The organism is Pseudomonas sp. TE3552 (assembly GCF_056278945.1).
The window spans coordinates 1133172-1156416 of record NZ_JBWBQJ010000001.1; the positions used below are offsets into that span (position 1 = coordinate 1133172).

Sequence of the window (23245 nt, forward strand, 5' to 3'; positions counted from 1 at the left end):
TTTTTTAGAGCCCTTGTTATAAAGCGGCTCTTAAGTGTCTGTAGGCCATTCAGCACTCGTTTTTGCTTTCACCAAAAAACTTAGAATCATACTCAAATAGATATAAGGGGACTTAGAGTGAACAAGTCGGAACTGATTGATGCTATCGCTGCATCCGCTGATATCCCGAAAGCTGCTGCTGGCCGTGCGCTGGACGCTGTAATCGAATCCGTCACTGGCGCTCTGAAGGCTGGCGACTCTGTTGTTCTGGTTGGTTTCGGCACCTTCTCCGTGACTGATCGTCCAGCTCGCATCGGTCGTAACCCACAGACCGGTAAGACGCTGGAAATCGCCGCAGCCAAAAAACCAGGTTTCAAAGCTGGTAAAGCACTGAAAGAAGCTGTCAACTAAGTTCGATTCAGGTTTTTGCCTATCCGGGTCGGGGTCATTCCTGACTTGGCAGCGGAGCGGTAGTTCAGTCGGTTAGAATACCGGCCTGTCACGCCGGGGGTCGCGGGTTCGAGTCCCGTCCGCTCCGCCAGTTACGAGAAGGCGCATCCTCGGATGCGCCTTTCTTCTATCCGGATTCTACCCACGCTCCACGGTTGCCTAATTTTGAAGTTCAACCGTTTCTGGGGGACGCATGCTGCAGAATATCAGGGACAATTCACAAGGCTGGATTGCCAAGACCATTATCGGAGTCATCGTTGCACTGATGGCTTTGACCGGTTTCGACGCCATTTTTCGGGCCACGACGCACAAGAATGAAGCGGCAAAGGTCAACGGCGAAGAAATCAGCCAGAACGAGCTGAGCCAGGCGGTCGATATGCAACGCCGTCAGCTCATGCAACAGCTGGGCAAGGATTTCGATGCTTCCTTGCTCGACGAAAAGATGCTGCGCGAATCGGCCCTCAAAGGCCTGATCGATCGCAAACTGCTGCTGCAAGGCGCAGAAAAATCGAAATTCGCTTTCTCCGAAGCCGCTTTGGATCAAGTGATCCTGCAAACGCCTGAATTCCAGGTGAACGGCAAGTTCAGCACCGAGCGCTTCGACCAGGTGATCCGTCAACTGGGCTATAGCCGTCTGCAATTCCGCCAGATGCTGGCTCAGGAAATGCTGATCGGTCAGCTGCGCGCTGGCCTGGCCGGTAGCGGCTTTGTCACCGATGCGCAGGTTCTGGCCTTCGCCCGTCTGGAAAAACAGACCCGCGATTTCGCCACCCTGAACGTCAAGGCTGACCCGGCGGCAGTGAAGCTGACCGATGATGAAGTCAAAGCCTACTACGACGAACACGCCAAGGAGTTCATGACGCCGGATCAGGTGGTCATCGACTACCTCGAATTGAAGAAGGCCTCCTTCTTTGATCAGGTCAGCGTCAAGGACGAAGACCTGCAAGCGGCGTATCAGAAAGAAACCGCGAACCTGTCCGAGCAACGCCGGGCTGCGCACATTCTGATCGAAGTGAACGACAAGGTGACTGAGGCGCAAGCCAAGGCCAAAATCGAAGAAGTGCAGGCGCGTCTGGCCAAGGGTGAGAAGTTCGAGGCCCTGGCCAAGGAATTCTCCCAGGACCCAGGCTCGGCGAACAACGGCGGTGACCTCGGCTTTGCAGGTCCGGGCGTCTACGATCCAGCGTTTGAAAAAGCCCTGTATTCGTTGGCCAAGGATCAGGTTTCGGAGCCGGTTCGCACTGATTTCGGTTTTCACCTGATCAAGCTGTTGGGCGTTGAAGCGCCTGAAGTTCCAACATTTGCCAGCCTGAAGGACAAGCTGACCCGCGAGCTGAAAACCCAGCAGGTCGAGCAGCGTTTCGTCGAGGCGACCAAACAATTGGAAGACTCCTCGTTCGAGTCCTCCGATCTGGCCCAGCCGGCACAAGACCTGAAGCTGACCGTCCATACCTCCGCGCCATTCGGCCGTGAAGGTGGCGAAGGTGTCGCGGCCAACCGTGCCGTGGTTACCGCTGCATTCAGTCCTGAAGTGCTGGATGAGGGTGCCAACAGCACCGCCATCGAGCTGGACCCGGAAACCGTGATCGTGTTGCGCGCCAAGGAACACCGCAAGCCTGAGCAACTGCCGCTGGAAAGCGTGGCTGCCAGCATACGCGTGCAATTGACCAAGGAGCACGCCAGTGCCGCCGCCAAGACCAAGGCTGATCAACTGATCGCCAGCCTGCGCGATGGCAAGACTGCACTGGACAAGGCGATCGATGGGCAGAACTGGAAAGCCACCGCTGCAGCTACTCGCGCTCAGGAAGGGGTCGACCCAACTGTACTGCAAGCGCTGTTCCGCATGCCCAAGCCTGTCTCCAAAGACAAGCCGACCTTCAGCAGCGTGACCCTGGCCGATGGTAGCCTGGTGATCGTGCGTCTGAATGGCGTGAACGAAGCCGCGGCGCCGACCGACGAAGAGAAGGTTCAATACCGTCGCTTCCTCGCCTCGCGCATTGGCCAGCAAGACTTCGCGGCCTACCGCAAACTGCTGGAACGCGAAGCCGACATCAAGCGTTTCTGATGCCTGATTGAGTGTTGCGCGACACAAAGACCCCGACCGAAAGGCCGGGGTTTTTTTTATGGGTGACACAAAATCGGCATGGCTACTCGTCGCCTGCTTGTTTACCGTGCGACTTTTTCCTGTCAATGACTGTCGGTAGACTTGTAACCGTTTCAAGACACTAAACGGTGCGACGCTAAGCATCGATCTGTTGCACAATACGCCCCGAACCGTTTTTCTCAGGATGTTCAATGTTTAAATCAATTCCCATGCGTGTTGTCGGGCTGGCCTTGGTGATGGCCGCCGCTGCCGGTTGTTCGTCGAAGAAGGCCGCCATCTATGAGCATGAGAACTTCGACGATTCCGGAACGTTCTCGCGCAGCTACCCGGTGACCGATGTGCAGACCTGCGAAGCCGCCCGTCGGGCCTTGCTCAGTCAGGGTTACATCATCACCAGCAGTGACCCGAAACTGGTCAGTGGCCACAAGAGCTTCCAGCAAACCGGCGATACCCATATGGAGATCAGTTTCAGTGTGGTCTGTGCCGATGACGGCAGCGAGGGGCATCACGCCACCATGTTCGCCAACGCCTTGCAGGACCGTTATGCGCTGAAGAAGACCAACAACTCCGCCAGCCTGGGCGTGGGCGTGTTGGGCTCGGTGTCGATGCCGATCGGTTCGTCCGACGACTCGATGGTCAAGGTCGCCAGCGAAACCGTGTCCTCGGCCAAGTTCTACGAGCGTTTCTTTACCTTGGTCGAATTGTTCCTGCCGCCGGAAGCGAAGAAGGCCGCGCATATTCCTGACAAGCCGAAAACCGACTTGGGTGTGCCAGAAGCCAAGGTTGCACCGGCTCAGTTGGTACCGACCCCCGGCGGCGGAACCTGCGCCTGCTCCAGCGCCGGCAGCCGAACCTGCACCCGCCGCGTCAGAGCCGGTTGTGCCACCTGCTGAAGCGGCGCCGATTACTCCGGCTGCGAGCAGCGAGCCGACTTCATCCACGGGAAACATCACTCCCGCAGCGGACTCAAGCACGCTGCCAGCACCGACCGAGCCAATTTCGGCTATGCCTGTCTCCGGCCAGTAATAGGCCCGTTTGTTACGGGATCGTGTCAGATGACACCGATCCCGTTGCGGCCTTCAAGATTGATCCGCATCAACCGAGCTGCATTCCTACAGCTCATATCGAAAAAAACATGTGATAAATTCCTGACCGCCTGCTACGTTTTATTCAGTAGCGACATAGGGATGTGCCCGCGTCATTTTTCTTTCATGCGGGCACTTTATGCTCAAGGCGCTGGTCATTTATTCAGACGTTTTTTTCAACAAGCGATGGGGGTTTAATTATGGACGATTATCAAGAAGAACTGCTCGAGTACCAGGCGTTTGAACTCGACCCGCTGGAACCGGCCGAAGACGCTACCGAACTGTAAGCCCTATGCGGATTGGCGATGACTGCGGCGAAATTCGCCGGGGGTCTGGCCGTTCCAGCGTTTGAAGGCCCGTTGAAAGGCTTCGGCAGAGGCAAATCCCAGCAGGTAGGCGATTTCGCCGAACGCCAGTTCAGTGTCACGGATGTACGTCATGGCGAGGTCGCGGCGCGTGTCGTTGAGAATCGCACGAAATTGCGTGCCTTCCTCGGCGAGTTTGCGACGCAAGGTCCAGGTCGGCAGCTTCAGGCGTGCCGCCACTTCTTCCAGGTCGGGTTCCCGGCCACCATTGAGTAACGGCCCCAGTAACTGTGTGATGCGCTCACGCAGGCTACGGGTGCGTGTCAGTTGTTCCAGTTCCCGCTCACACAGTTGCAGCAGGTGCCGCCAGGTGCTTGGGCAGTGTTGCGGGTTGCGCTGGGCGAGGCTGTCCAGGCTCAGGCGCAGTTGGTTCTGTTCGGCGCCAAACTGAATCGGACAATCGCCCAACACGGCGTAGGCTTCACGGTAATCCGGCGCCTGGAATTCGATCTCGATCCGCTCGGCGCGTAGCGGGGCAGGGCTCAGGCTGGACAATTGCTGCAACCAGCCCGCGATGATCGAGTCCACCACAAAGCGGTTGTAGGCGTTGTAGGGGCTGATCGAATAGAACCGTAGCCAGGCGCCTTGGGCGTCTTCGTGAAAGCTCGACTGGCCGCGATAGTTGGAACCGTACAGTGCTTCGAAGCGAATCAGGCAGCGCGCCGCTTCGCGCACGGTCGGTGCCTGGGCGGCGGTGACTCCGGCCAGGCCCGCCTGGCTCAGGCGACTGAGCTGGCCCATGCGCAAACCCAGCGCCGGGTCGTCGGTCAGTTGAATGGCGCCGTGACCCAGGCGCATGTAACGCGGAATCGACAGGCGGGCGCCAGCTTCGGCCAGCCGCGCGGCGTCGAGGCCGTACTGTTCGAGCAGTGGTTGTGGGTCCAGGCCATGGCTGCGCACGGCGTCGGCCAGGCTATGGACGAAGCCTACCGACAGATCCCCGAGGCGCATCGGCTGTGGTTTCATCGCTTACAACCAGAGGTTCAGCAAGCGCGCGCCCCGGGCATCGCCGTCGGCGAAATGCTGCCCGTTGCTGCTGAGAAAGCTTTGGCCCGCGCTGCCCTTGTCCCAGAACTGACCGCGCAGGAACACACTCATGCCGGCTACGGCCTGGCTATCGGGCGGCTGGGCGGTCAGCGTCAGCCGATACCAGGCCTGACCTTCACTGACTTCGCCGGCCTTGAGGCTGACAGCACCCGGCGCGGACAGGCCTTTGTAGCCACGCCACGGTTGATCCCAGGCTCCGCGCCCGATGACGAATGCCGGGACCGCTACCAGTTGTGCGCCTTGATCGTCGAGTTTGCGGTAATTGTCCGGGTACCAGCTGTCATGGCCGATCAGCACACCCAGGCGCCCGGCTGGGGTTTCGACGACGTTGATCGTGTACTCGGAGTCGGCTTTGAGGGTGTCGCGCTCAGCGAAAACCGGGTGCATTTGCCGTTGGGGTTGGCCGATCGGTAGGCCATCGCGACCGAACACCACACTGCTGTTGTACAGCGCGCCATGGCCGATGTTCAGGATACCGTTGCTGATGTTCGGCTCGGGCAGCACGATGGAACCGGCCACCAGGGTCACGTGGAATTCTTTTGCCAGACCACCGAACAGCGCCTGGTAATCCTTGGCCATGCTCTTGGCTTTCATCCGCAAGTGCGCGTCGTCGAGACGGCGGGAGCCCTCGGCGCCGATCAGGGCGCGGATGAACTGCAGCGGATTGCTCACCGCCAGCCAGTTCATGGCTTCCTTGAGGGTGGTGGCCTGGTACAACTCGTCTTTTTCGCCGCAGACCATCAGCCAGGTGCCGATATGTTCAGGCAGTACGACGATGGTCTTTTCATTCAGCAGGCCCTGGTCTTGAGCCTTCTGCAAATAAGCCGCGAGTTTGCGATGCAGGCGTTCGGGACTTTGGTAGTCGGTGGGGAACAGCTCAGGCTGGATACCCAGCAGATTGCCACGGTCGGCGGGCGTGCCCTGATCGACCGCAAGACTGATGCGCAAGTCCGACAGATAATGACCCACCGGACGGTCCGCGGCCCACATGGCGTAGGTCGTGAGGGCGGCGATCAACGCCATGGAGAGGGTCAGGTACAAAAGTTTGCGCATGGGAAAACAGTCAACAGCCGTGTGCAGGGTTCGCGACTAGGGTAGGGCGCATGCCCACGCTTGCCAAGGGGCGCTGCACATTTGGATCAATAAGTTGTCAGTTACGGTCATTGAGTGACAGCGGTACGGCTCTTAGTCTGTCGAACATGACTGATGGGGGCCGAAGAGCTCCTACATTTTTTCTGTGATCGCTCGTTGTGGAGTTACCGATGGCCGCCGCTCATTACCCGCACCTGTTGGCCCCGCTGGACCTGGGTTTTACCACATTGCGTAATCGCACCCTGATGGGCTCGATGCACACGGGCCTTGAGGAAAAGCCCGGCGGTTTCGAGCGCATGGCCGCGTACTTCGCCGAGCGTGCCCGTGGCGGTGTTGGCCTGATGGTCACCGGCGGTATCGGCCCGAACGATGAGGGTGGGGTGTACTCCGGTGCGGCCAAGCTGACCACCGAAGAAGAAGCGCTCAAGCACCGCATCGTCACCCGCGCGGTGCACGAGGCGGGCGGCAAGATCTGCATGCAGATTCTCCATGCCGGCCGTTACGCCTACAGCCCGAAACAGGTGGCGCCAAGCGCAATCCAGGCGCCGATCAATCCGTTCAAGCCTAAGGAACTGGACGAGGAAGGCATCGAGAAGCAGATCAGCGATTTCGTCACCTGCTCGACGCTTGCGCAACAAGCCGAGTACGACGGCGTCGAGATCATGGGCTCCGAAGGTTATTTCATTAACCAGTTCCTCGCGGCCCACACCAACCATCGCACCGACCGTTGGGGCGGTGCTTATGAGAACCGCATGCGCCTGCCGGTGGAAATCGTCCGCCGGGTGCGCGAAGCGGTCGGCCCGAACTTCATTATTATCTTCCGCCTGTCGATGCTCGACCTGGTGGAAGGCGGCAGCAGTTGGGAAGAAATCGTGCAATTGGCCAAGGCCATCGAGCAGGCCGGTGCGACGATCATCAATACCGGCATCGGCTGGCACGAAGCACGGATTCCGACCATCGCCACCAAAGTGCCGCGTGCGGCGTTCAGCAAGGTCACGGCCAAACTGCGCGGCGAGGTAGGCATTCCGCTGATCACCACCAACCGCATCAACACCCCGGAAGTCGCTGAGCAGATCCTGGCTGAAGGCGACGCCGACATGGTGTCCATGGCGCGGCCGTTCCTCGCCGATCCGGATTTCGTCAACAAAGCCGCCGCTGGCCGTGGCGATGAAATCAACACCTGCATCGGTTGCAACCAGGCCTGCCTGGACCACACCTTTGGTGGCAAGTTGACCAGTTGTCTGGTGAACCCGCGGGCTTGCCATGAAACTGAACTCAATTACCTGCCGGTGCAGCAGATCAAGAAAATCGCCGTGGTTGGCGCAGGTCCCGCCGGTCTGTCTGCCGCCACTGTGGCCGCCGAACGCGGCCATCAGGTGACCCTGTTCGATTCGGCCAGCGAAATCGGCGGCCAGTTCAATATCGCCAAGCGCGTACCGGGCAAGGAAGAGTTCTTCGAAACCCTGCGCTACTTCAACCGCAAGTTGCAGACCAGCAATGTCGAGCTGTGCCTGAACACCCGTGTGGACGTGGCGCAGCTGGTCGAGGGCGGTTACGACGAAATCATCCTGGCCACCGGCATTGCGCCGCGAGTGCCGGGGATTCCGGGCGTCGAGCACGCCAAGGTGCTGAGCTACCTGGACGTGATCCTCGAGCGTAAACCGGTGGGCAAGCGCGTTGCGGTGATCGGCGCCGGTGGTATCGGTTTCGACGTGTCGGAATTCCTCGTGCACCAAGGCGTGCCCACCAGTCAGGACCGCGAAGCGTTCTGGAAGGAGTGGGGCATCGATACGCATCTTGAAGCACGTGGCGGTGTCGCGGGTATCAAGGCTGCGCCCCATGCGCCGGCCCGTGAGGTGTTCCTGTTGCAACGCAAGAAATCCAAGGTCGGTGATGGCCTGGGCAAGACCACCGGCTGGATTCACCGCACCGGTCTGAAGAACAAGCAGGTGCAGATGCTCAATAGCGTCGAGTACCTGAAGATCGACGATGACGGCCTGCACATCCGCATCGGCGATAGCGGCGAACCGCAAGTGCTGCCGGTGGACAACATTGTGATCTGCGCCGGGCAGGATCCGTTGCGTGAGTTGCAGGACGGTTTGCTCGCGGCCGGGCAGAACGTGCATTTGATTGGTGGCGCGGACGTGGCGGCGGAGCTGGATGCCAAGCGGGCGATCAACCAGGGTTCGCGGTTGGCGGCTGAGTTGTAATCAACACAAAATCTGTGGCGAGGGAGCTTGCTGTGGCGAGGGGGCTTGCCCCCGTTGGGCTGCGCAGCGGCCCCAAACCGATTCAACGCATTTTTTAGTATCACCGCGTTGAATCGGTTTACGACGGCTGCGCCGCCGAACGGGGGCAAGCCCCCTCGCCACAAGTCTGCTGTTAACATACCGGCTCTTTACCCAGAGCCGGCATCAATGCTTTCCCCTCCAACAGACTGGCTCCCCCAAGCCCCCCTCGAACCCCTTCACCTCGACTGGCTCACCACGGCCAGCATCGACGTCGCCATCCTGCGTCTGGACCAGATCGACCCGCTGATCAGCGGCAACAAGTGGTTCAAACTCATCGAACATCTCAAAGCCGCCGACCAGAACGGCGCCCAAGGCATCATCAGCCTGGGCGGTGCTCACTCCAACCATCTCCACGCATTGGCCGCAGCGGGCAAACGCTTCGGTTTCACCACTGTCGGTTTGCTGCGCGGGCATCCGCAAGACACCCCGACAGTAAAGGACTTGCAGGCGTTCGGCATGCAGTTGCACTGGTTGGGGTATGGCGGTTATCGAGCGCGGCACGAACCGGGCTTCTGGCAGTCATGGCGGGAGCAGTACCCCGAGCTGCAACCGGTGCCGGAAGGTGGTGGTGGCTTGCGTGGGGCAAAGGGCTGTATGCAGTTGGTGGCACAGGCCCGCGAGCAACTGAGCGGTCCGGGCTGGAGCAACTACGACGGCTGGTGGCTGGCCTGCGGAACGGGCACGACCCTGGCCGGTCTGGTGCTGGCCGAGGCGGGTGAACACCCGGTGTATGGCGCGCTGGCGGTGCCTGATGATCATGGCGTGGCGCAGCAGGTCGGAATGATTGTGCAGGAAGCCGGTTTGGTCGATCCCTTGTATGAATTGCTGGACGCCAGCCGTGGCGGTTTTGCCAAAGTCGATCCGCAGCTGCTTGCATTCGTCGAGCAGACCGAACAGGCCAGCGGCATTCTTTTCGAACCGCTGTACACCGGCAAAGCGCTCATGGCACTCAAGCAACAGGTCGAAGCCGGTAAATTTCCCCGGGGAGCGCGTTTGATCTTCATCCACACCGGCGGCTTGCAGGGCCGCCGGGGTTTCGAGCGAAGCGGTCGCGACTAACTGCGTGGCATCATCCGCAGCAACGTGTTATCGCGCACCACATAGTGGTGGTAGAGCCCGGCCACGGCGTGCAGCCCGATCAGCCAATAGCCGATGGTCCCGCCGAGCACGTGCCAGCCCTCGAGTTGCTTGGCCAGCGGTTTGTTTTCTTCGATCAGCAACGGCAGGTCGATGCCATAGAACATCACCCGATGCCCTTCGGCACTGGTAATCAGCCAGCCCAGAATCGGCATGGTGATCATGAAAATATACAGCGCCCAGTGCATCAGCTTGGCGAGCATGGTTTGCCAGTGAGGCGAGGCGGGGAAGATCTGCGGCGCCGGCCCCAGGCTGCGGGCGAACAGCCGCAACCAGACCAGCACGAACACGGTCAGGCCGAGCATGAAGTGCGCTTCCTTGATCAGCGTCCGGCCGCCACTGCCTTTGGGAAAGATCCCGCGAAATTCGATACAGGCGTAAACCAGTACTAACAGAACCAACATCAACCAGTGCAGCGCGATCGACACGGTGCTGTAGCGTGATTCGGAATTCTTCCAGGGCATACGGTGTTCCTCACAGGTCTGGTCTGAAATCACCGTTCTTGTTCGACGGCATGCGCTCACTGTAATCCTGTTTTGTAGGATTTGCCTGAGGCAAATGGGTTGTTCAATGCTCTGGATCAAGTGATTGGCCACAAAAAAGCGCCAGTTCCGTTAAAGGAACTGGCGTTTTTTATGATGCGATAAAGGGCGCCTGGAAGTGGCGGCGGACGGGCCGCACATGGTCATGCCGATGGCCTGCTTACATCAGACACGCGTGAAGCAACTCCTGGACAGTGCCTGGCCAGGCTCGCCGCAGCGGCGGGCAAGGTCGACAGGGGATGAAGATCAGGGGGCGAGATCCGAGCGGTTGATCAGCCAATCGAGCAGCAGACGGGCATCGCGGCGTGGCTCGGTAGCGGGTCGGGAAGGTTGGCGATGACCGATGCCGGCACACAGCACCGGCCGGTCCGGGTCGCTGTCGAGAAAACTGACCAGCACCTCGGTGCCTGCCATGGGCAACCTCGACGAATCGATCCGCCCGTCTGGCGCAGCGAGGGCGACCGGTAGCCAGAGACCGGCGGAGTCATCCTCCTCGAGCGTCGGCCACAACCTGACCTGGATGCGGCCCTGGTCATCGAGCGCCGCCGGTTGCCCGACGGGGCCCAGTACCCGGGCGGTCTGATAGCCCGGGATGCTCGGCCTGGCCTGTTTGAGCACCGGCCGGAATACCGTTGACCAGGGAATGGCAGTGAACTGATTGCTGTAGCGCCGGGGGATGCCGGGCTTGTCATCGGCGAGAATCGACGGCTGCTGTCCTTGGTGCTGGATGTCGGTGAGCAGCCACTGATCGTTGAAACTCGAGAGCGGGTGTTCTGCCACTTGCAGAATCCGTCCACTGCGCAGCTCAGTCTGGTTACTTCGACCGTGGATCTGCCGGTGCTGGCAACGCAGACGTTCCAGCCGTCGGCGGCTGAGCTGATCGCGATAAAGCTGTTCGGGCGCAGGGCGTGCTGTCACCGGGCCCGTTCTGGCGAGTGGATGGTTGGCCGCGCCGTCGCCGATCACCTGCGCGCCGCGGTTTCTGGCATCCCATTGTGCAGGGGCGGGGGCCGGGTCATGGCGCTGGAACAATTCACTGATTGTTGGCGAGACGGCGTCGTGGAATGCGTCGTCATGAAACGGCATCAGCAGCGGCTCCTGGGGGAAGCTCAAGCTGTCATCGGCCAGCACCAGTACATGCCCGTCGGGCTGATGTTCGAAGTGATAGTGAATGCCTTCTTCTTCGCACAGGCGCTGCATGAAGGCCAGGTCGCTCTCATCGTACTGAATGCAAAAAGGTCGCAGCGGGTAGCATCCGTTTGCCAGTTCGAAGCGATAGCTGGGCTCGGGCAACTGATGTTGCTCCAGTATCTGGCGCAGGATTGCTGGCACGCCAAGACGATAAAACACCCGACGTGAGCTGTGCTGCTCCAGTCGTTGCAGGTAGGGCGCCAACACCAGAGAGTAGCCGACCCGGTGTGTGCCGCGATGTTCGCGACTGACGCTATGGATCACGCCGTGAATGCCTTGATCACCTTCAAGCCTCAGGAACGCCGGTTGTTGCAGTAATCGGTCGAGGTTTATCGCTGGTGCGAGGCCGATCACGTCGATGTCGAATCGATAGGGTTGGTTGAGGCCTTCACGGCCACTGAATTGCAACACCTGAAGACTCAAACTGTCGTCGAGGAGTGTCAGGGTGTAGGGACTTTCCTTGTCGTTGTGCATCGAACGCGCTTCTGCCATGGATTACGGGCGCAGAGGGTACGAAACCACAGCCCTGAAGCGTCACCGCAAATCGACTTTTCAGAATTGCCCTACAAGCGCTGGTGAAAATGTCGATCAGTCGTGGGGTAAAGATGTTGGAATTTTCGGTCGATTGGCATCTTTAGGCCGTATAAACTTGCGCAATGCGTCGGCCAATAGATGTCTCGGCGCCACAGATCAAGAGAGTGAGTAATGGGCGCACAGTGGAAGGTTAAACACAAAGAAGCGGCAGCCAACGCCAAGGGCAAGATTTTCGGCAAATTGGTGAAGGAAATCACCATTGCTGCGCGCAACGGTGCCGATACCGCCACCAACGCACACCTGCGTTTGGTGGTTGAACAGGCGAAAAAGGCTTCGATGCCCCGCGAAACCCTTGAGCGTGCGATCAAGAAAGGTTCCGGTCAGCTCGGTGAAACCGTGCAATACCATCGCGTGACCTACGAAGGTTTCGCCCCGCATCAGGTGCCGCTGATCGTTGAATGCGTGACTGACAACATCAACCGCACCGTCGCTGAAATCCGCGTCGCGTTCCGCAAGGGCCAGTTGGGCGCTTCCGGCTCGGTGGCCTGGGACTTCAACCACGTCGGCATGATCGAGGCGTCCCCGGACAGCCCTGACGCCGATCCGGAAATGGCCGCGATCGAAGCCGGTGCCCAGGATTTCGAGCCGGGCGAAGACGGCGCGACGCTGTTCCTGACCGAGCCCGCAGACCTGGATGCGGTGCAGAAAGCGCTGCCGGAGCAGGGTTTCACCGTATTGTCGGCCAAGTTGGGCTACCAGCCGAAGAACCCGGTCAGCGGTCTGAGTGATGAGCAGATGGCTGAAGTCGAAGCGTTCCTCGAAGGCCTCGATAACCACGATGACGTGCAGGACATGTTTGTCGGGTTGGCGGGTTAAGCGGTTCTGACAGTTTGTGATCTGACTTGTGGTGAGGGAGCAAGCTCCCTCGCCACAGGTTTTGTATTTGCCGCTAGTTGAATGCAGCCAACTCCCGCACCACCTCACTGAACCCCGGCCGTGCCAGCACATCCGGCTGACAGCAGCGCTGCTGTAAATCCTCTAACGCGACCCGCTGATCTTCGCTCAACCCCGAGTCGATCCTCTCCAGCAATTCCCCCAGCAAAACCCCGAACGCCCGCACCTCGATCCGTTGCAGCGCGCGGCTTTCAAGGCTGTCTGCGGTGGCATGGAACGATGCCGCGCCAAAATCCCCCAACAGGCAATCACCGTGTTCGTTCCACAGAATGTTGTGGCCATAGAGGTCGCCGTGGGTGATGCCTTGTCGGTGCAGATGCTCGGCCACCGAGGCGATGCCGGTGGCCATGCACAGTGCCACGCCAGCGCTGAACCGGGTGTCGTCGGCGTAGACGTCGCGAGTGCAGGACGCCAGGCTCGGCAGCCCGGCCAGGTTGCGGTAACTCGGATCGATCAGTTGCATCACCAGCCCGGCCTGCGCTTGCGGATGCCCGACGACCCGCCCCTCGACCTGGATCAGATTGGGGTGCAGGCCAGCGGTGATGCAGGCATTCATCTCATGCAGCGGTGAGCCATCGCTGGTCATTTCGCCTTTGTAGAGTTTTACCGCGACGTGTTTGGTTTGTTCCCACAACGCCTGATGAATGACTCCGGACGCGCCTTCGCCCAGTTTTTTCTCCAGGCTCAGCCCCGACCAGGGAATGCTCGCCGTGGCTTCAAGCGCCGCCGCATCGGCTTCGGTTTCCAGCGGGTTACCGGCGTACGCCAGCCAAGTCAGGCTCGGCAGCGTCAGCAGCCACTGGGGAAGCTCGGTGAGCTGATTGGCGGCGATGCGGATCAACTCAAGTCGATGGCAGTGGCTCAAGCTCTCAGGCAAACGCTGCAGCTGGTTGCCGGCGAGCATGAGCTTCTGCAGGTGCGGACGTTCACCCAGCTCGGTCGGCAATTCGCGGATTTGGTTGTCGGTCAGGATCAGCCAGCGCAGCAGTGGCGGCAGGGCGGCGGCGGGCACATTTTCGATGGCGTTGGCCTTGAAACCGATCATCGTCAGCGCGGTGCATTGACCGAGGCAGGCGGGCAGTTCGGTGAACTGGTTGTCCGAGCAGAACAGCACGCGCAGGCGGGTCAGGCGATGCAAATCATCTGGCAGGCTGCGCAAGGCATTGCCGCTGAGGTTGAGCACTTCCAGCGAGTCCGCCAGGTCGAAGATTTCCCGAGGGAATTCTGTCAGGCCGCAGGCCAGGTCCAGACGGGTGATGCCCGACAATTGGCCGGCGCGCAGTTGTGCGAGGGTATCCATGGGCAGGTTCGCTATTGATCAGGAGGAGGGCATGGTGGCCCTGAAAATGGGCGACATGATAGCGGGAAAGTTGTGGTGCTTGTCAGGCCGCGATAAGGCCGGTGCTGCACCAACCCTGGGGTTAAGCCAGATCTCTCACCTCCACCAACTGCCCCAACCGGCTGCGCGTACGTGCCAGGTCGATGGCATCGCCGCCCAGGCTTTCGCGCAATGACTGGTGACCGAGCAGCATCAGGTGCTTGTCCTGGTCGTATAAGACGTCGATCAGGTTGATGAAGCGCTGCTGGGCGGCGATTGAACAATCGGCGAGGCTGGGCAGTTTGTCGATGATCCAGCGGTCGAAGCGCCGGCACAGTTCCAGATAGTCCATGACCGCGGTGGGTTGTTCGCACAGGTCACTGAAGGTGAAGCCGATGGTTCGCCCTTCGCAGTATCGGGCTTGAAGGTGCCGTGCCCCGACGGGCAGTCGAATGGCCGGTGTGTCGTGTTCGGGCAGCTGCAACGCCTGACGCTGCGCCAGCGTGGCTGGCCAGACGTACTGGCCCTGGGTGAATACCTGATGCGCATGGTTGCACGCCTGACTGCGGTAATCGTGGGGGCCGCCGACTTCCATTACCTGCATGCGCGAGTTGATCAGTTCGATCACTGGTTTGAAGCGTTCGTGGTAGAGCGGGTTGGGCAGCAAACCTTCCGGCGGGTAGTTGGAGGTCACCAGCAGCAGAATCCCGCGCTTGAACAAGGCTTTGAACAGCCGCGTGATGAGCATCGCATCGCCGATGTCATGCACATGGAATTCATCGAAACACAGCACCCGGCAGTCTTGCAGCAGTTCGTCGAGGGTGGTCGCCAGTGGGTCGGGCTGATTGCGATGGCTGAACATGCCCTGGTGCAGTTGCGCAAAAAACTCATGGAAGTGCAGGCGTTGTTTTTCCGCGACGAGGATGGCCTGGAAAAAACCATCGAGCAACCAGCTCTTGCCGCGACCGACTGCACCATAGAGGTAAAGACCGGGGAGGGGTGGCGCCGATGTGCCCAGCAGCGCCGAAGCGTGCTGCGCCATGCAGTCGATCACTCGCTGCTGGCTGTGGCTGAGGGTGTAGCCCTGGGCTTGGGCCTTGTGGCGGAAGTAGTCGTGGATCACCCGACCTTGCGCGTTACCACTGGCCGGGGCCGCGAGTGCCTTGCCCAGGAAATGGCGTAGCGCGGGCCAGCGTGGTGTGAGTCGCGGACGGTTGGGCGGTCGAACGGCCACTGTGATGTCACCCCGTAGTCTTGAGGCCGGCTCCCCCGAGCTGCGGCGGCGTAGTGTAACCAAATGGGGAATTTTCCTTCCACTGGTGTTGGTGAAGCTACTGTGGTGAGAAGGCTTTTGTGGCGAGGGGGCTTGCCTGTGGCGAGGGGGCTTGCCCCCGTTCGACTGCGTAGCAGTCGCCCTCAACCATTTCCTCCCGGTATTTCTGATAAACCGGGGTGTATGGTTTTGGGGCTGCTTCGCAGCCCAACGGGGGCAAGCCCCCTCGCCACAGGTTTGGGGCGGTCAGTTATTTAGCGCTCGATACTGCGATTCCACCGGTCATTCCACGCCGGGCGCTGTTCGTTGACCTGGTCCCAGTCGATGGCGATCGCGGTGTTCAGGTACTGCTTCATCGCCTCGACCTGACCGCGGGTCTTGTCGGTGGTCGGTGTATTGGGGTTGGATGGAATCTGATCGCCGTCTTCAAGCGCGGCGGCTTGCGCTTCGGGCGTCAGCAGGAAGGCGGCGAGTTTCTGCGCCAGTTCCGGTTGGGTGTTGTTGGCGATGGCGCATTCGGCCACGTTGAGCACCACCGAGCCTTCCTTGGGCTGCGCATATTCCACCGGCATGCCTTTGAGTTTCAGCGCGGTGACTTGGGTCGGGGTCAGCGGGAACAGTGCCGCTTCGTCGGTCTGGAGCATTTCGGAGATCTTCGCCGAACTCGGAATGTACTCCAGCACGTTGCGCCCAACGGTGTTCGGCCAGGCCTTGAACCCCGGTTCGACGTCGGTTTCGCTGCCGCCCTGAATCCGGTTGAACATCAGAAAACCATGCAGGCCGAAGGTCGACGACGCCATCGACTGGAACACCAGTTTGTCCTTGAAGCGCGGGTCGGCCATGTCCATCCATGACGTCGGCGCGTTCCAGCCTTTTTCCTTGAACAACCGCGTGTTGTACGCCAGCCCCGTAACCCCGAGGCTGACCGCCACCGCTTGATCCTTGATGCGGCCCTTGGCCGGAATCTGTGCCAGGGTCGGGCTGTCTTCGAGTTTGTCGCACAAGCCCATGGCGATGGCGCGGTACATGATGCCGTCGTCGAGGAACATCACGTGCATCTGCGGGTTGCCTTTGCTGGCCTGGACCTTGGCCAGAATGTCGGCGGAGGTTCCCGGGACGATCACCACTTTGACGTTATTGGCTTTCTCGAAAGCCGGCAGCACCTTGTCGGCGTAGAGCCGCTCCATGGTCCCGCCGTTCATGCCCAGGTAAAGCGTCGGTTCGGCCTGGGCCTGGGTGACCGTGAGCAGGGCGCTCATGCAGGACAAACCGAGCAGTGCAGTGCGTTTGAGGTTATTCATTGGCGCGACCTTCCTCTATCAAGCTACGGAGATGGAGTGAAACCGGGTGATGGAAAACGCATCCAGCGGCGTCTTTGACGCGCCGCTACAGATGATTTCGGTGAGCGCCTGGCCCACCGCGGGCCCGATCTGAAAGCCCGCGCCGGCAAAGCCGAATGCATGCAACAGACCGGGTTGAGTGCTGCTGTGGCCGATCACCGGTTGGCGATCGGGCAAATAACCTTCGGTGCCGCTCCAAGTGCGAATCGCCTGGGCGCCTTCAAGAAACGGGTACAGCTCGACGGCCTGGCGCAGGATCTCGAGCACTGCGCTTTGGCCAGGCCGGGCGCGGGCATCGTCGAGGGCAAAGCCCTGGCCGCCGCCTAACACGCAGTTGCCGCGAGCGACCTGACGGGCATAGATGCCACCGCCCTCGACCCCGGTGCTGGCATTCATCACCAGCGGCAACGGTTCGGTGACCAGCATCGCCGGATGCCCGGCGTGCATCGGCACCGCCTCGCCGAATTGCGCGGCGAGGTTTCCGGCCCAGGCGCCTGCGCAATTCAGTAGCCAAGGCGCCTGCAGTTCGAGACCGGCTTGCGTGCTGACGCGAAAGCGCTGACCGTCATGCTCCACCGCCGTCACTGCGCATTGCTCATGCACCTGCGCGCCATGCCGACGCGCCATTTGGGCAAACGCCGGAGACACCAGGCGCGGGTTGGCGTGGCCATCGTCCGGGCACAACGAGGCACCGACCGCTACCTCACCGACCCACGGAAAACGTGCGCGCAATTCGTTGCGCTCGAGTACCTGTAAATCGAGGCCGAAGCCCTGGCTGCTGGCGGCGTAGTCCTGCAAGGCGTGCAGGTCGTGGAGACTGCGGGCCAGTTTCAGGTGACCGCTGCGCTGATACTCGCCGTCGATGCCGATCAACTGCGGCAATTGCCCCCAGATCTCATGAGCCCGTTGCGACAGTGGTAATTGCGATAGCGGCCGACCCTGACGGCGCACGCCGCCGTAGTTCACACCGCTGGAATGCGAGCCGCAAAAGTCCCGCTCCAGTAACGCAACGCGACGGCCGGCCTTGCTCAAAAACAGGGCGGCGGAGGCCCCGACAATACCGCCGCCAATGATGACTGCATCGACCTCGATCATGGCTCGACCTCCAGACCGAACGGCAGGGGTTTGATCGGTGCCTGCGCCCTTAGGCGACCGATGTCGGAGACGGCGCGCCGGCTTGCGCAGGCAACGATTTCCGCGGCGGCGGTGCCACACATCCGTCCCTGGCAGCGCCCCATACCGACCCGGCAATGGGCCTTGACCCGGTTGATTTCCCAATGGCCTTCACGCACCACTTGGCGGATGTCGCCGGCGCGCACTTCTTCGCAGCGGCAGATCATCAAGTCATCCGCGGCGTCGGCGGCCCAGCCTTCGGGGAAGGCGAAGGCGCGCTCAAGGCCCTGGCGGAATCGGCCGATGTTTTTCAGCGACTGTTCCAGCTGGGTGGCACGTTGCGGCGGGATCAGGTAACCGCTGTCTTCGAGCAAGGCGAGGGCTGCCCGTTCACCGGCCATTTCAGCCGCGTCGGCGCCCATGATGCCGGCACCGTCACCGGCCAGGTACACCTGGGCGACACTGCTGCGCCCGGCACTGTCACGTTGCGGTAGCCAGGCGCGGTTGAGCGGGTTCCAGGTGAATTCGCAGCCCAGCAGATCGGCGAGTTGGGTTTCGCTGCGCAGGCCATGGGCGAAGGCCACGGCGTCGCATTCCAGCTGATGTTCGTCTTTTGAGTTGGACCAATTCAGCGATTGCACGCGGTGTTCGCCATCAATGCGTTTCAAGGTTGCGCCCTGATGCACCGGGATGCCGTGGGCGGTCAGCCAGGTGCGGTAATAAAGGCCTTTGGCGAGGGTGGCCGGTTGCGACAGCAGGCCGGGCAGGGCTCGGGCCTGAGCGCTGAGGGGCGAGCTGTCGAGCACGGCGACCACGCTCGCACCGGCCTTGGCGTATTGATACGCCACCAGGTACAGCAACGGTCCGCTGCCGGCGAACACCACGCGTTCACCAATGGCACAGCCCTGAAACTTCAAGGCGATCTGCGCCGCGCCGAGGCTGTACGCCCCCGGCAACGTCCAGCCCGGCACCGGCAGAATCCGGTCGGTGGCGCCCGTGGCGACAATCACCCGGGAGAACGCCACACGCGTAGCGCTGCCCTCATGCAAGGTGTCGAGCGCGCCGGCCTCGGCGTTCCACACCAGCGTGTCGGGTCGGTAATCGAGTTGCTCGCGCAGTTCGTCGATGGTTTGATGCAGCGCGTTGGCCTTGGCAGCTTCGAAGCCGTACAACTTGACGGGCGAGCGTTTGAAGTTCGCCGGTTGCCGCCGATAAATCTGCCCTCCACCGCGTGCGGCTTCGTCCAGCAGAATCGGGCGCACGCCGTGCGCCACCAGCGTCTGTGCCGCACGAATCCCGGCGGGGCCGGCGCCGATGATCACCACAGCGTTCATACCAAGCGCCCCGGTTCGCGGCTGATGTGCTGTCCGGCTTCAAGCAGCGTCGAACACGCCCGCACCCGGCGGCCATCGCCCAGCCGCACCCAGCAGTCCTGACAGGCGCCCATCAGGCAGAAGCCGGCGCGGGGTTCGGCGCTGAAGTCGCTGCCGCGCAGGTGTTCGCTGCAGGTCAGCATGGCCGTCAGCAGAGTGTCGCCGAGCAAGCCACTGGCGGGCACGCCGTCGAGGGTGAAGTCCAGGGCCGGGCGGTCGCCTTCGGCCAGTCGTTTCAGCAGAGCCATTGGCGCCCTCATTGTTTACCCACCAGAACCCGATCCAGGCCATACACCCGATCGAGCAGAATCATCGTCAGCGCGGTCAGCGCGATGACCAGGGCCGACACCGCCGCCATCATCGGATCGATGGATTCGGTGGCGTACACGTACATGCGCACCGGCAACGTCTGAGTAGCCGGCGAGGTGACGAAGATCGACAACGTGACCTCATCGAAACTGTTGATGAAGGCCAGCAACCAGCCACCGGCGACCCCCGGCAAAATCATCGGCAAGGTGATTTGCCGGAACAGCGTGAAGCGCCCGGCGCCCAACGATTGCGCGGCATGTTCGGCGCTGCGGTCCAGGCCGATGGCCGACGCCAATACCAGCCGCAGCACATACGGCGTGATCACCAGCACATGGGCGAAGATCAGCCAGGCGAAGCTGCCATTCACCCCCATCAGCGCGAACAGCCGCAGCAACGCCACCCCCAGCACCAGGTGCGGAATAATGATCGGCGACAGGAACAGCCCATTGAAAAAGTCCCGTCCGGGGAACTCGAAGCGAGTGATCGCCAGCGCTGCTGGCACCGCGATCAGCGTCGCCAGCGTGGCGGCGCAGAACGCCAGGATCAGGCTGTTGTAGAACGCATCGATAAAGTCCGCCCGTTCGAACACCGCGCGGAACCAGCGCAAGGAAAAGTCCGTGGTCGGCAGGCTCAGGGTGTTTTCCGGGGTGAAGGCCACAAGGCACACCACCACCAGCGGCGCGAGCATGAACAGCACCACCAGGGCATGGAACAGCAGGGCGAAAGGACCGTTTCTGGACATGACGAATTATCCCAATGACTTCTTGTAGCGGCCTTCGATCATCCGGTTCCACGACAGCATGATCAGCAGGTTGAGCAACAGCAGGGCCACGGCGATCGTCGCGCCCATGGGCCAGTTGAGTTCCGACAGGTATTGGTCGTAGATCAGTGTGGCGACCATTTTCAGCCGGCGTCCGCCGAGCAGCCCGGGAATGGCGAACGAACTCGCCGCCAGGCCGAACACGATCAAGGTGCCGGAGAGCACGCCGGGCATGACCTGCGGCAACACCACTTTGCGTATCACCGTGAAGTGGCTGGCGCCCAGCGACAGCGCGGCTTGTTCGGCGGCCGGATCGAGTTTTTGCAGCGAGGTCCAGACCGGAATGATCATGAACGGCAGCATCACATGGACCAGCGCGATCACCACTGCGAGCGGCGTGTAGAGCAGCTTCATCGGCGAGCCACCGAAGGCTTGCAGGGTCTGGTTGACCAGGCCGTCGGCACCGAGCAACAGGCTCCAGCCGAACGCCCGCACCACCACTGAAATCAGCAGTGGCGTGAGGATCAGAATCAGGAAGATCGAACGCCACGGCGCGCCCATGCGGCTGAGGATGTAAGCCTCGGGCACGCCGATCATCACGCAGAGCAGGGTGGTCAGGGCGCTGATCCACATTGTGCGCAGGAAGATCTCGTAGAAGTACGGGTCGCCCAGCAGGCTGCTGTAGTGGTCGAGGGTGTAGGCGTCGCTGTTGATTCCCGAGCTGTAGTCGAAGACGTTGAACGACAGCACCAGTGTCAGGCCCAGCGGGATAATCAGCAGGCCGAGGTACAAGGCCAGGGACGGTGCCGACAATAGATAACCCTGACGTCCACGGTGAATGGCGTTGATCAGGTTCATGCCGACACCTCGTCGACACTCAGCACCCGCAGCAGCGCCGCGTCCCAGTCGAGCCCGACCGCCATGCCTTCGGCAAGCGGTGCCGAGCCGTCGTTACGGCGTACCACACAGAGTTCGCCCAAGGTCGTCGATACGCCGTACAGCCATTGGCTGCCAAGAAAGAAGCGGCTGACGATCTTGCCTTGCAAACGACCATGGCCAACATCACGCAGATCGATTTTTTCCGGGCGCAGGCTCAGGGTCAGCTCACCGTCGCCACGGCCGCAGACCTGCACGACGCCAGCACTGTCCCGTTCGCCGGGCAGCAGATTGGCTTTGCCGACGAACCCGGAAATGAACTCGGTGCGCGGGTGTTCGTAGAGGGTGTAGGGCGCGTCGATCTGGGTGATGCGCCCGGCCTGCATCACCACCACCCGGTCGCTGATCGACAGCGCTTCGGACTGGTCGTGGGTGACCATCAGCGTGGTGATGCCGACTTCGCGCTGGATGCGGCGGATTTCGAACTGCATCTCTTCGCGCAGATTGGCGTCGAGGTTGGACAGCGGTTCGTCGAGCAGCAACACCGGCGGCTCGATCACCAAGGCGCGGGCCAGTGCAACACGCTGGCGCTGGCCACCGGAAAGCTCCCGTGGGTAACGCTCGGCGTGCTGGTGCAGGCGAACCAGTTTCAGCACCCGGTCCACGCGTTGCTGCAACTCGCCGTTGGGCACTTTGCGCATGCGCAGACCAAAGGCGACGTTGTCGCGCACGCTCATGTGCGGGAACAGCGCGTAACTCTGGAACACTACCCCAAGGCCGCGGCTGGCGGGTTTGGCGTGGGTGATGTCGCGACCGTCCAGCACAATGCGCCCGCTGCTGACTTCGACGAAGCCGGCGATCATTTGCAAGGTGGTGGTTTTGCCGCAGCCGGAGGGGCCGAGCAAGGAAACGAACTCGCCTTTTTCCACCGACAGGTTGGTGGCGACGACCGCGTCTATTTCGCCGTAACGTTTGCCGAGGTTTTCAAGTTGCACGAAGGCCATGACTGCGCTCCACCTGAGATTGTTATGCGTCGCCAAAGGCGCGCTTTTTTGTATGGGCAGATACGAAAAGGATGTTGCCGGGGTGCGTTGGCGCTCGACTTCTGTCGGCTGCCGTTGTTGTTCGAATCGCCCCTGTATGGACGCAGAGTAGGACGAAGAATAGGATGGGCTCAATGCCATATTTCACTGAAGCGATGACTATTTTCAGTTTCATTCAGTGAGTAAATTTTTCATCGAGAAATTACATGTCTGATTCCACTGAACGGAATGAAAACCAGAATGAAGTCGGTGTCGGTGCCGTCTCAAGGTTGTTTGCGGTGCTGCGTAGCCTGGGTGACACCGTCGAGGGTGGAGAGCGCGTGACCCAACTGGCTCAGCGCATCGGTTTGTCGCAACCGACCACCCACCGCTTGCTGCGCAGCCTGATGGACGAGGGCATGGTCGAGCAGGACGCACGCAGCAAGCGCTATCGCCTGAGCCTGGAGTTTTTTGCGTTGGCGGCCCGCGCCGGCAATACCGGCAACTTGCGGGAACTGGCGCGGCCGGCGTTGTTGCGGCTGTCGGCGTCGTTGGGGGATTCGTTGTTTTTGCTGGCGCGCAGCGGCTTCGATGCGATCTGCCTGGACCGCAGTGAAGGGCCGTTTCCGATCCGCACGTTTACCGGCGACATCGGCGGGCGGGTGGCGCTCGGTGTGGGGCAGGGCAGTCTGGCGATTCTGGCGTTTCTGCCGGAAGAAGAGCGCGACACGGTGATTCACTACAACTTGCCGCGGCTCAGGGATTTTCACCTGTATGACGAGGTGTTCCTGCGCTCGGAAGTCGAGAATGTGCGCACCCTCGGTTATGCCGGGCGCAACACTGGCGTGTTACAAGGCATGGCCGGGGTGGCCGTGCCGATCCTCGACCGCGAAGGCCGGGCGGTGGCGGCACTGAGTGTCGCCACGGTCAGTGATCGCCTGGGGCCGGATCGCTTGCCAACAGTGGTGGAAATGCTCAAGCGCGAAGCCGCGCTGATCGGGCCGCGGATCAATCCGTTCGATCCGCTGTTGCGAAGGCCTTCGCAGGTGTTTGGGCAGGGGTGACACAATCTCCAAATAATCGCTGACCC

Annotated in this window: 19 protein-coding genes, 1 tRNA gene and 1 pseudogene; 8 read left to right on the top strand and 13 right to left on the bottom strand. The window is 61.1% G+C overall.

The features are described 5' to 3' along the window. Positions 1-117: 117 nt before the first annotated feature. From ACZ9BB_RS04895 to ACZ9BB_RS04910, 4 genes and pseudogenes are all read left to right on the top strand, one after another. Complete coding sequence (locus ACZ9BB_RS04895; protein ID WP_002552737.1) at positions 118-390, top strand: HU family DNA-binding protein; 273 nt, start codon at positions 118-120, stop codon at positions 388-390. Positions 391-443: 53 nt separating this feature from the next. After that, a tRNA-Asp gene (locus ACZ9BB_RS04900) sits at positions 444-520 on the top strand. Between the two features lie 102 nt (positions 521-622). Continuing rightward, positions 623-2494 (top strand): SurA N-terminal domain-containing protein, encoded by a 1872-nt coding sequence (locus ACZ9BB_RS04905; protein WP_476212774.1) that lies wholly within the window; start codon positions 623-625, stop codon positions 2492-2494. 230 nt (positions 2495-2724) lie between these two features. Further along, positions 2725-3559 (top strand): annotated as a pseudogene (locus ACZ9BB_RS04910) (DUF2242 domain-containing protein). 349 nt (positions 3560-3908) lie between these two features. On the opposite strand, the gene ACZ9BB_RS04915 reads toward ACZ9BB_RS04910, so the two are convergent. Further along, on the bottom strand, positions 3909-4949 hold the full coding sequence (locus ACZ9BB_RS04915) for an AraC family transcriptional regulator (RefSeq protein ID WP_476212775.1): 1041 nt from the start codon (positions 4947-4949) through the stop codon (positions 3909-3911). Between the two features lie 3 nt (positions 4950-4952). Next, entirely contained in the window at positions 4953-6083 is a 1131-nt protein-coding gene (locus tag ACZ9BB_RS04920; RefSeq protein WP_476212776.1) for a carbon-nitrogen hydrolase family protein, read from the bottom strand. A gap of 209 nt (positions 6084-6292) precedes the next feature. On the opposite strand from ACZ9BB_RS04920, the gene ACZ9BB_RS04925 reads away from it, so the two are divergent. Further along, positions 6293-8332, top strand: coding sequence for an oxidoreductase (locus ACZ9BB_RS04925; protein ID WP_476212777.1), 2040 nt, complete (start codon positions 6293-6295; stop codon positions 8330-8332). 207 nt (positions 8333-8539) lie between these two features. Further along, positions 8540-9472, top strand: a complete 933-nt coding sequence (locus ACZ9BB_RS04930; protein ID WP_476212778.1) for a 1-aminocyclopropane-1-carboxylate deaminase/D-cysteine desulfhydrase — start codon at positions 8540-8542, stop codon at positions 9470-9472. Here the strand turns inward: ACZ9BB_RS04930 and ACZ9BB_RS04935 are convergent. Together ACZ9BB_RS04935 and ACZ9BB_RS04940 are read right to left on the bottom strand one after the other, a co-directional pair. Beyond that, positions 9469-10014: a cytochrome b gene (locus tag ACZ9BB_RS04935; protein WP_476212779.1), complete on the bottom strand. Its 546-nt coding sequence runs from the start codon at positions 10012-10014 to the stop codon at positions 9469-9471. The genes ACZ9BB_RS04930 and ACZ9BB_RS04935 overlap by 4 nt on opposite strands. A gap of 324 nt (positions 10015-10338) precedes the next feature. Continuing rightward, positions 10339-11757, bottom strand: a complete 1419-nt coding sequence (locus ACZ9BB_RS04940; protein WP_476212780.1) for a type VI secretion system Vgr family protein — start codon at positions 11755-11757, stop codon at positions 10339-10341. A gap of 231 nt (positions 11758-11988) precedes the next feature. Between ACZ9BB_RS04940 and ACZ9BB_RS04945 the strand changes: the two genes are divergently transcribed. Next, positions 11989-12693, top strand: coding sequence for a YebC/PmpR family DNA-binding transcriptional regulator (locus ACZ9BB_RS04945; RefSeq protein ID WP_095053122.1), 705 nt, complete (start codon positions 11989-11991; stop codon positions 12691-12693). A gap of 73 nt (positions 12694-12766) precedes the next feature. Here ACZ9BB_RS04945 and ACZ9BB_RS04950 read toward each other — a convergent pair whose 3' ends face one another. From ACZ9BB_RS04950 to ACZ9BB_RS04990, 9 genes are all read right to left on the bottom strand, one after another. Continuing rightward, positions 12767-14071 carry a leucine-rich repeat-containing protein kinase family protein gene (locus tag ACZ9BB_RS04950; protein ID WP_476212781.1) on the bottom strand — a complete coding sequence of 435 codons (1305 nt, stop codon included), beginning with the start codon at positions 14069-14071 and terminating at the stop codon, positions 12767-12769. A 121-nt stretch (positions 14072-14192) separates the two neighbouring features. Then, positions 14193-15323, bottom strand: a complete 1131-nt coding sequence (gene zapE / locus ACZ9BB_RS04955) for a cell division protein ZapE (RefSeq protein ID WP_476212782.1) — start codon at positions 15321-15323, stop codon at positions 14193-14195. A 293-nt stretch (positions 15324-15616) separates the two neighbouring features. Next, complete coding sequence (locus tag ACZ9BB_RS04960) at positions 15617-16663, bottom strand: ABC transporter substrate-binding protein (RefSeq protein ID WP_476212783.1); 1047 nt, start codon at positions 16661-16663, stop codon at positions 15617-15619. 18 nt (positions 16664-16681) lie between these two features. Continuing rightward, positions 16682-17797 carry an NAD(P)/FAD-dependent oxidoreductase gene (locus ACZ9BB_RS04965; RefSeq protein WP_476212784.1) on the bottom strand — a complete coding sequence of 372 codons (1116 nt, stop codon included), beginning with the start codon at positions 17795-17797 and terminating at the stop codon, positions 16682-16684. Continuing rightward, positions 17794-19149: an FAD/NAD(P)-dependent oxidoreductase gene (locus ACZ9BB_RS04970; RefSeq protein WP_476212785.1), complete on the bottom strand. Its 1356-nt coding sequence runs from the start codon at positions 19147-19149 to the stop codon at positions 17794-17796. The genes ACZ9BB_RS04965 and ACZ9BB_RS04970 overlap by 4 nt, the downstream gene beginning before the upstream one ends. Beyond that, positions 19146-19436 carry a (2Fe-2S)-binding protein gene (locus tag ACZ9BB_RS04975; RefSeq protein ID WP_476212786.1) on the bottom strand — a complete coding sequence of 97 codons (291 nt, stop codon included), beginning with the start codon at positions 19434-19436 and terminating at the stop codon, positions 19146-19148. The genes ACZ9BB_RS04970 and ACZ9BB_RS04975 overlap by 4 nt, the downstream gene beginning before the upstream one ends. A gap of 8 nt (positions 19437-19444) precedes the next feature. Further along, entirely contained in the window at positions 19445-20239 is a 795-nt protein-coding gene (locus ACZ9BB_RS04980) for an ABC transporter permease (protein WP_476212787.1), read from the bottom strand. A gap of 6 nt (positions 20240-20245) precedes the next feature. Further along, positions 20246-21115, bottom strand: a complete 870-nt coding sequence (locus ACZ9BB_RS04985; RefSeq protein WP_476212788.1) for an ABC transporter permease — start codon at positions 21113-21115, stop codon at positions 20246-20248. After that, complete coding sequence (locus ACZ9BB_RS04990) at positions 21112-22137, bottom strand: ABC transporter ATP-binding protein (RefSeq protein WP_476212789.1); 1026 nt, start codon at positions 22135-22137, stop codon at positions 21112-21114. Before ACZ9BB_RS04990 ends, ACZ9BB_RS04985 begins: the two co-directional genes overlap by 4 nt. A 245-nt stretch (positions 22138-22382) precedes the next feature. On the opposite strand from ACZ9BB_RS04990, the gene ACZ9BB_RS04995 reads away from it, so the two are divergent. After that, on the top strand, positions 22383-23219 hold the full coding sequence (locus tag ACZ9BB_RS04995; protein ID WP_476212790.1) for an IclR family transcriptional regulator: 837 nt from the start codon (positions 22383-22385) through the stop codon (positions 23217-23219). The last annotated feature ends 26 nt before the right edge of the window (positions 23220-23245 follow it).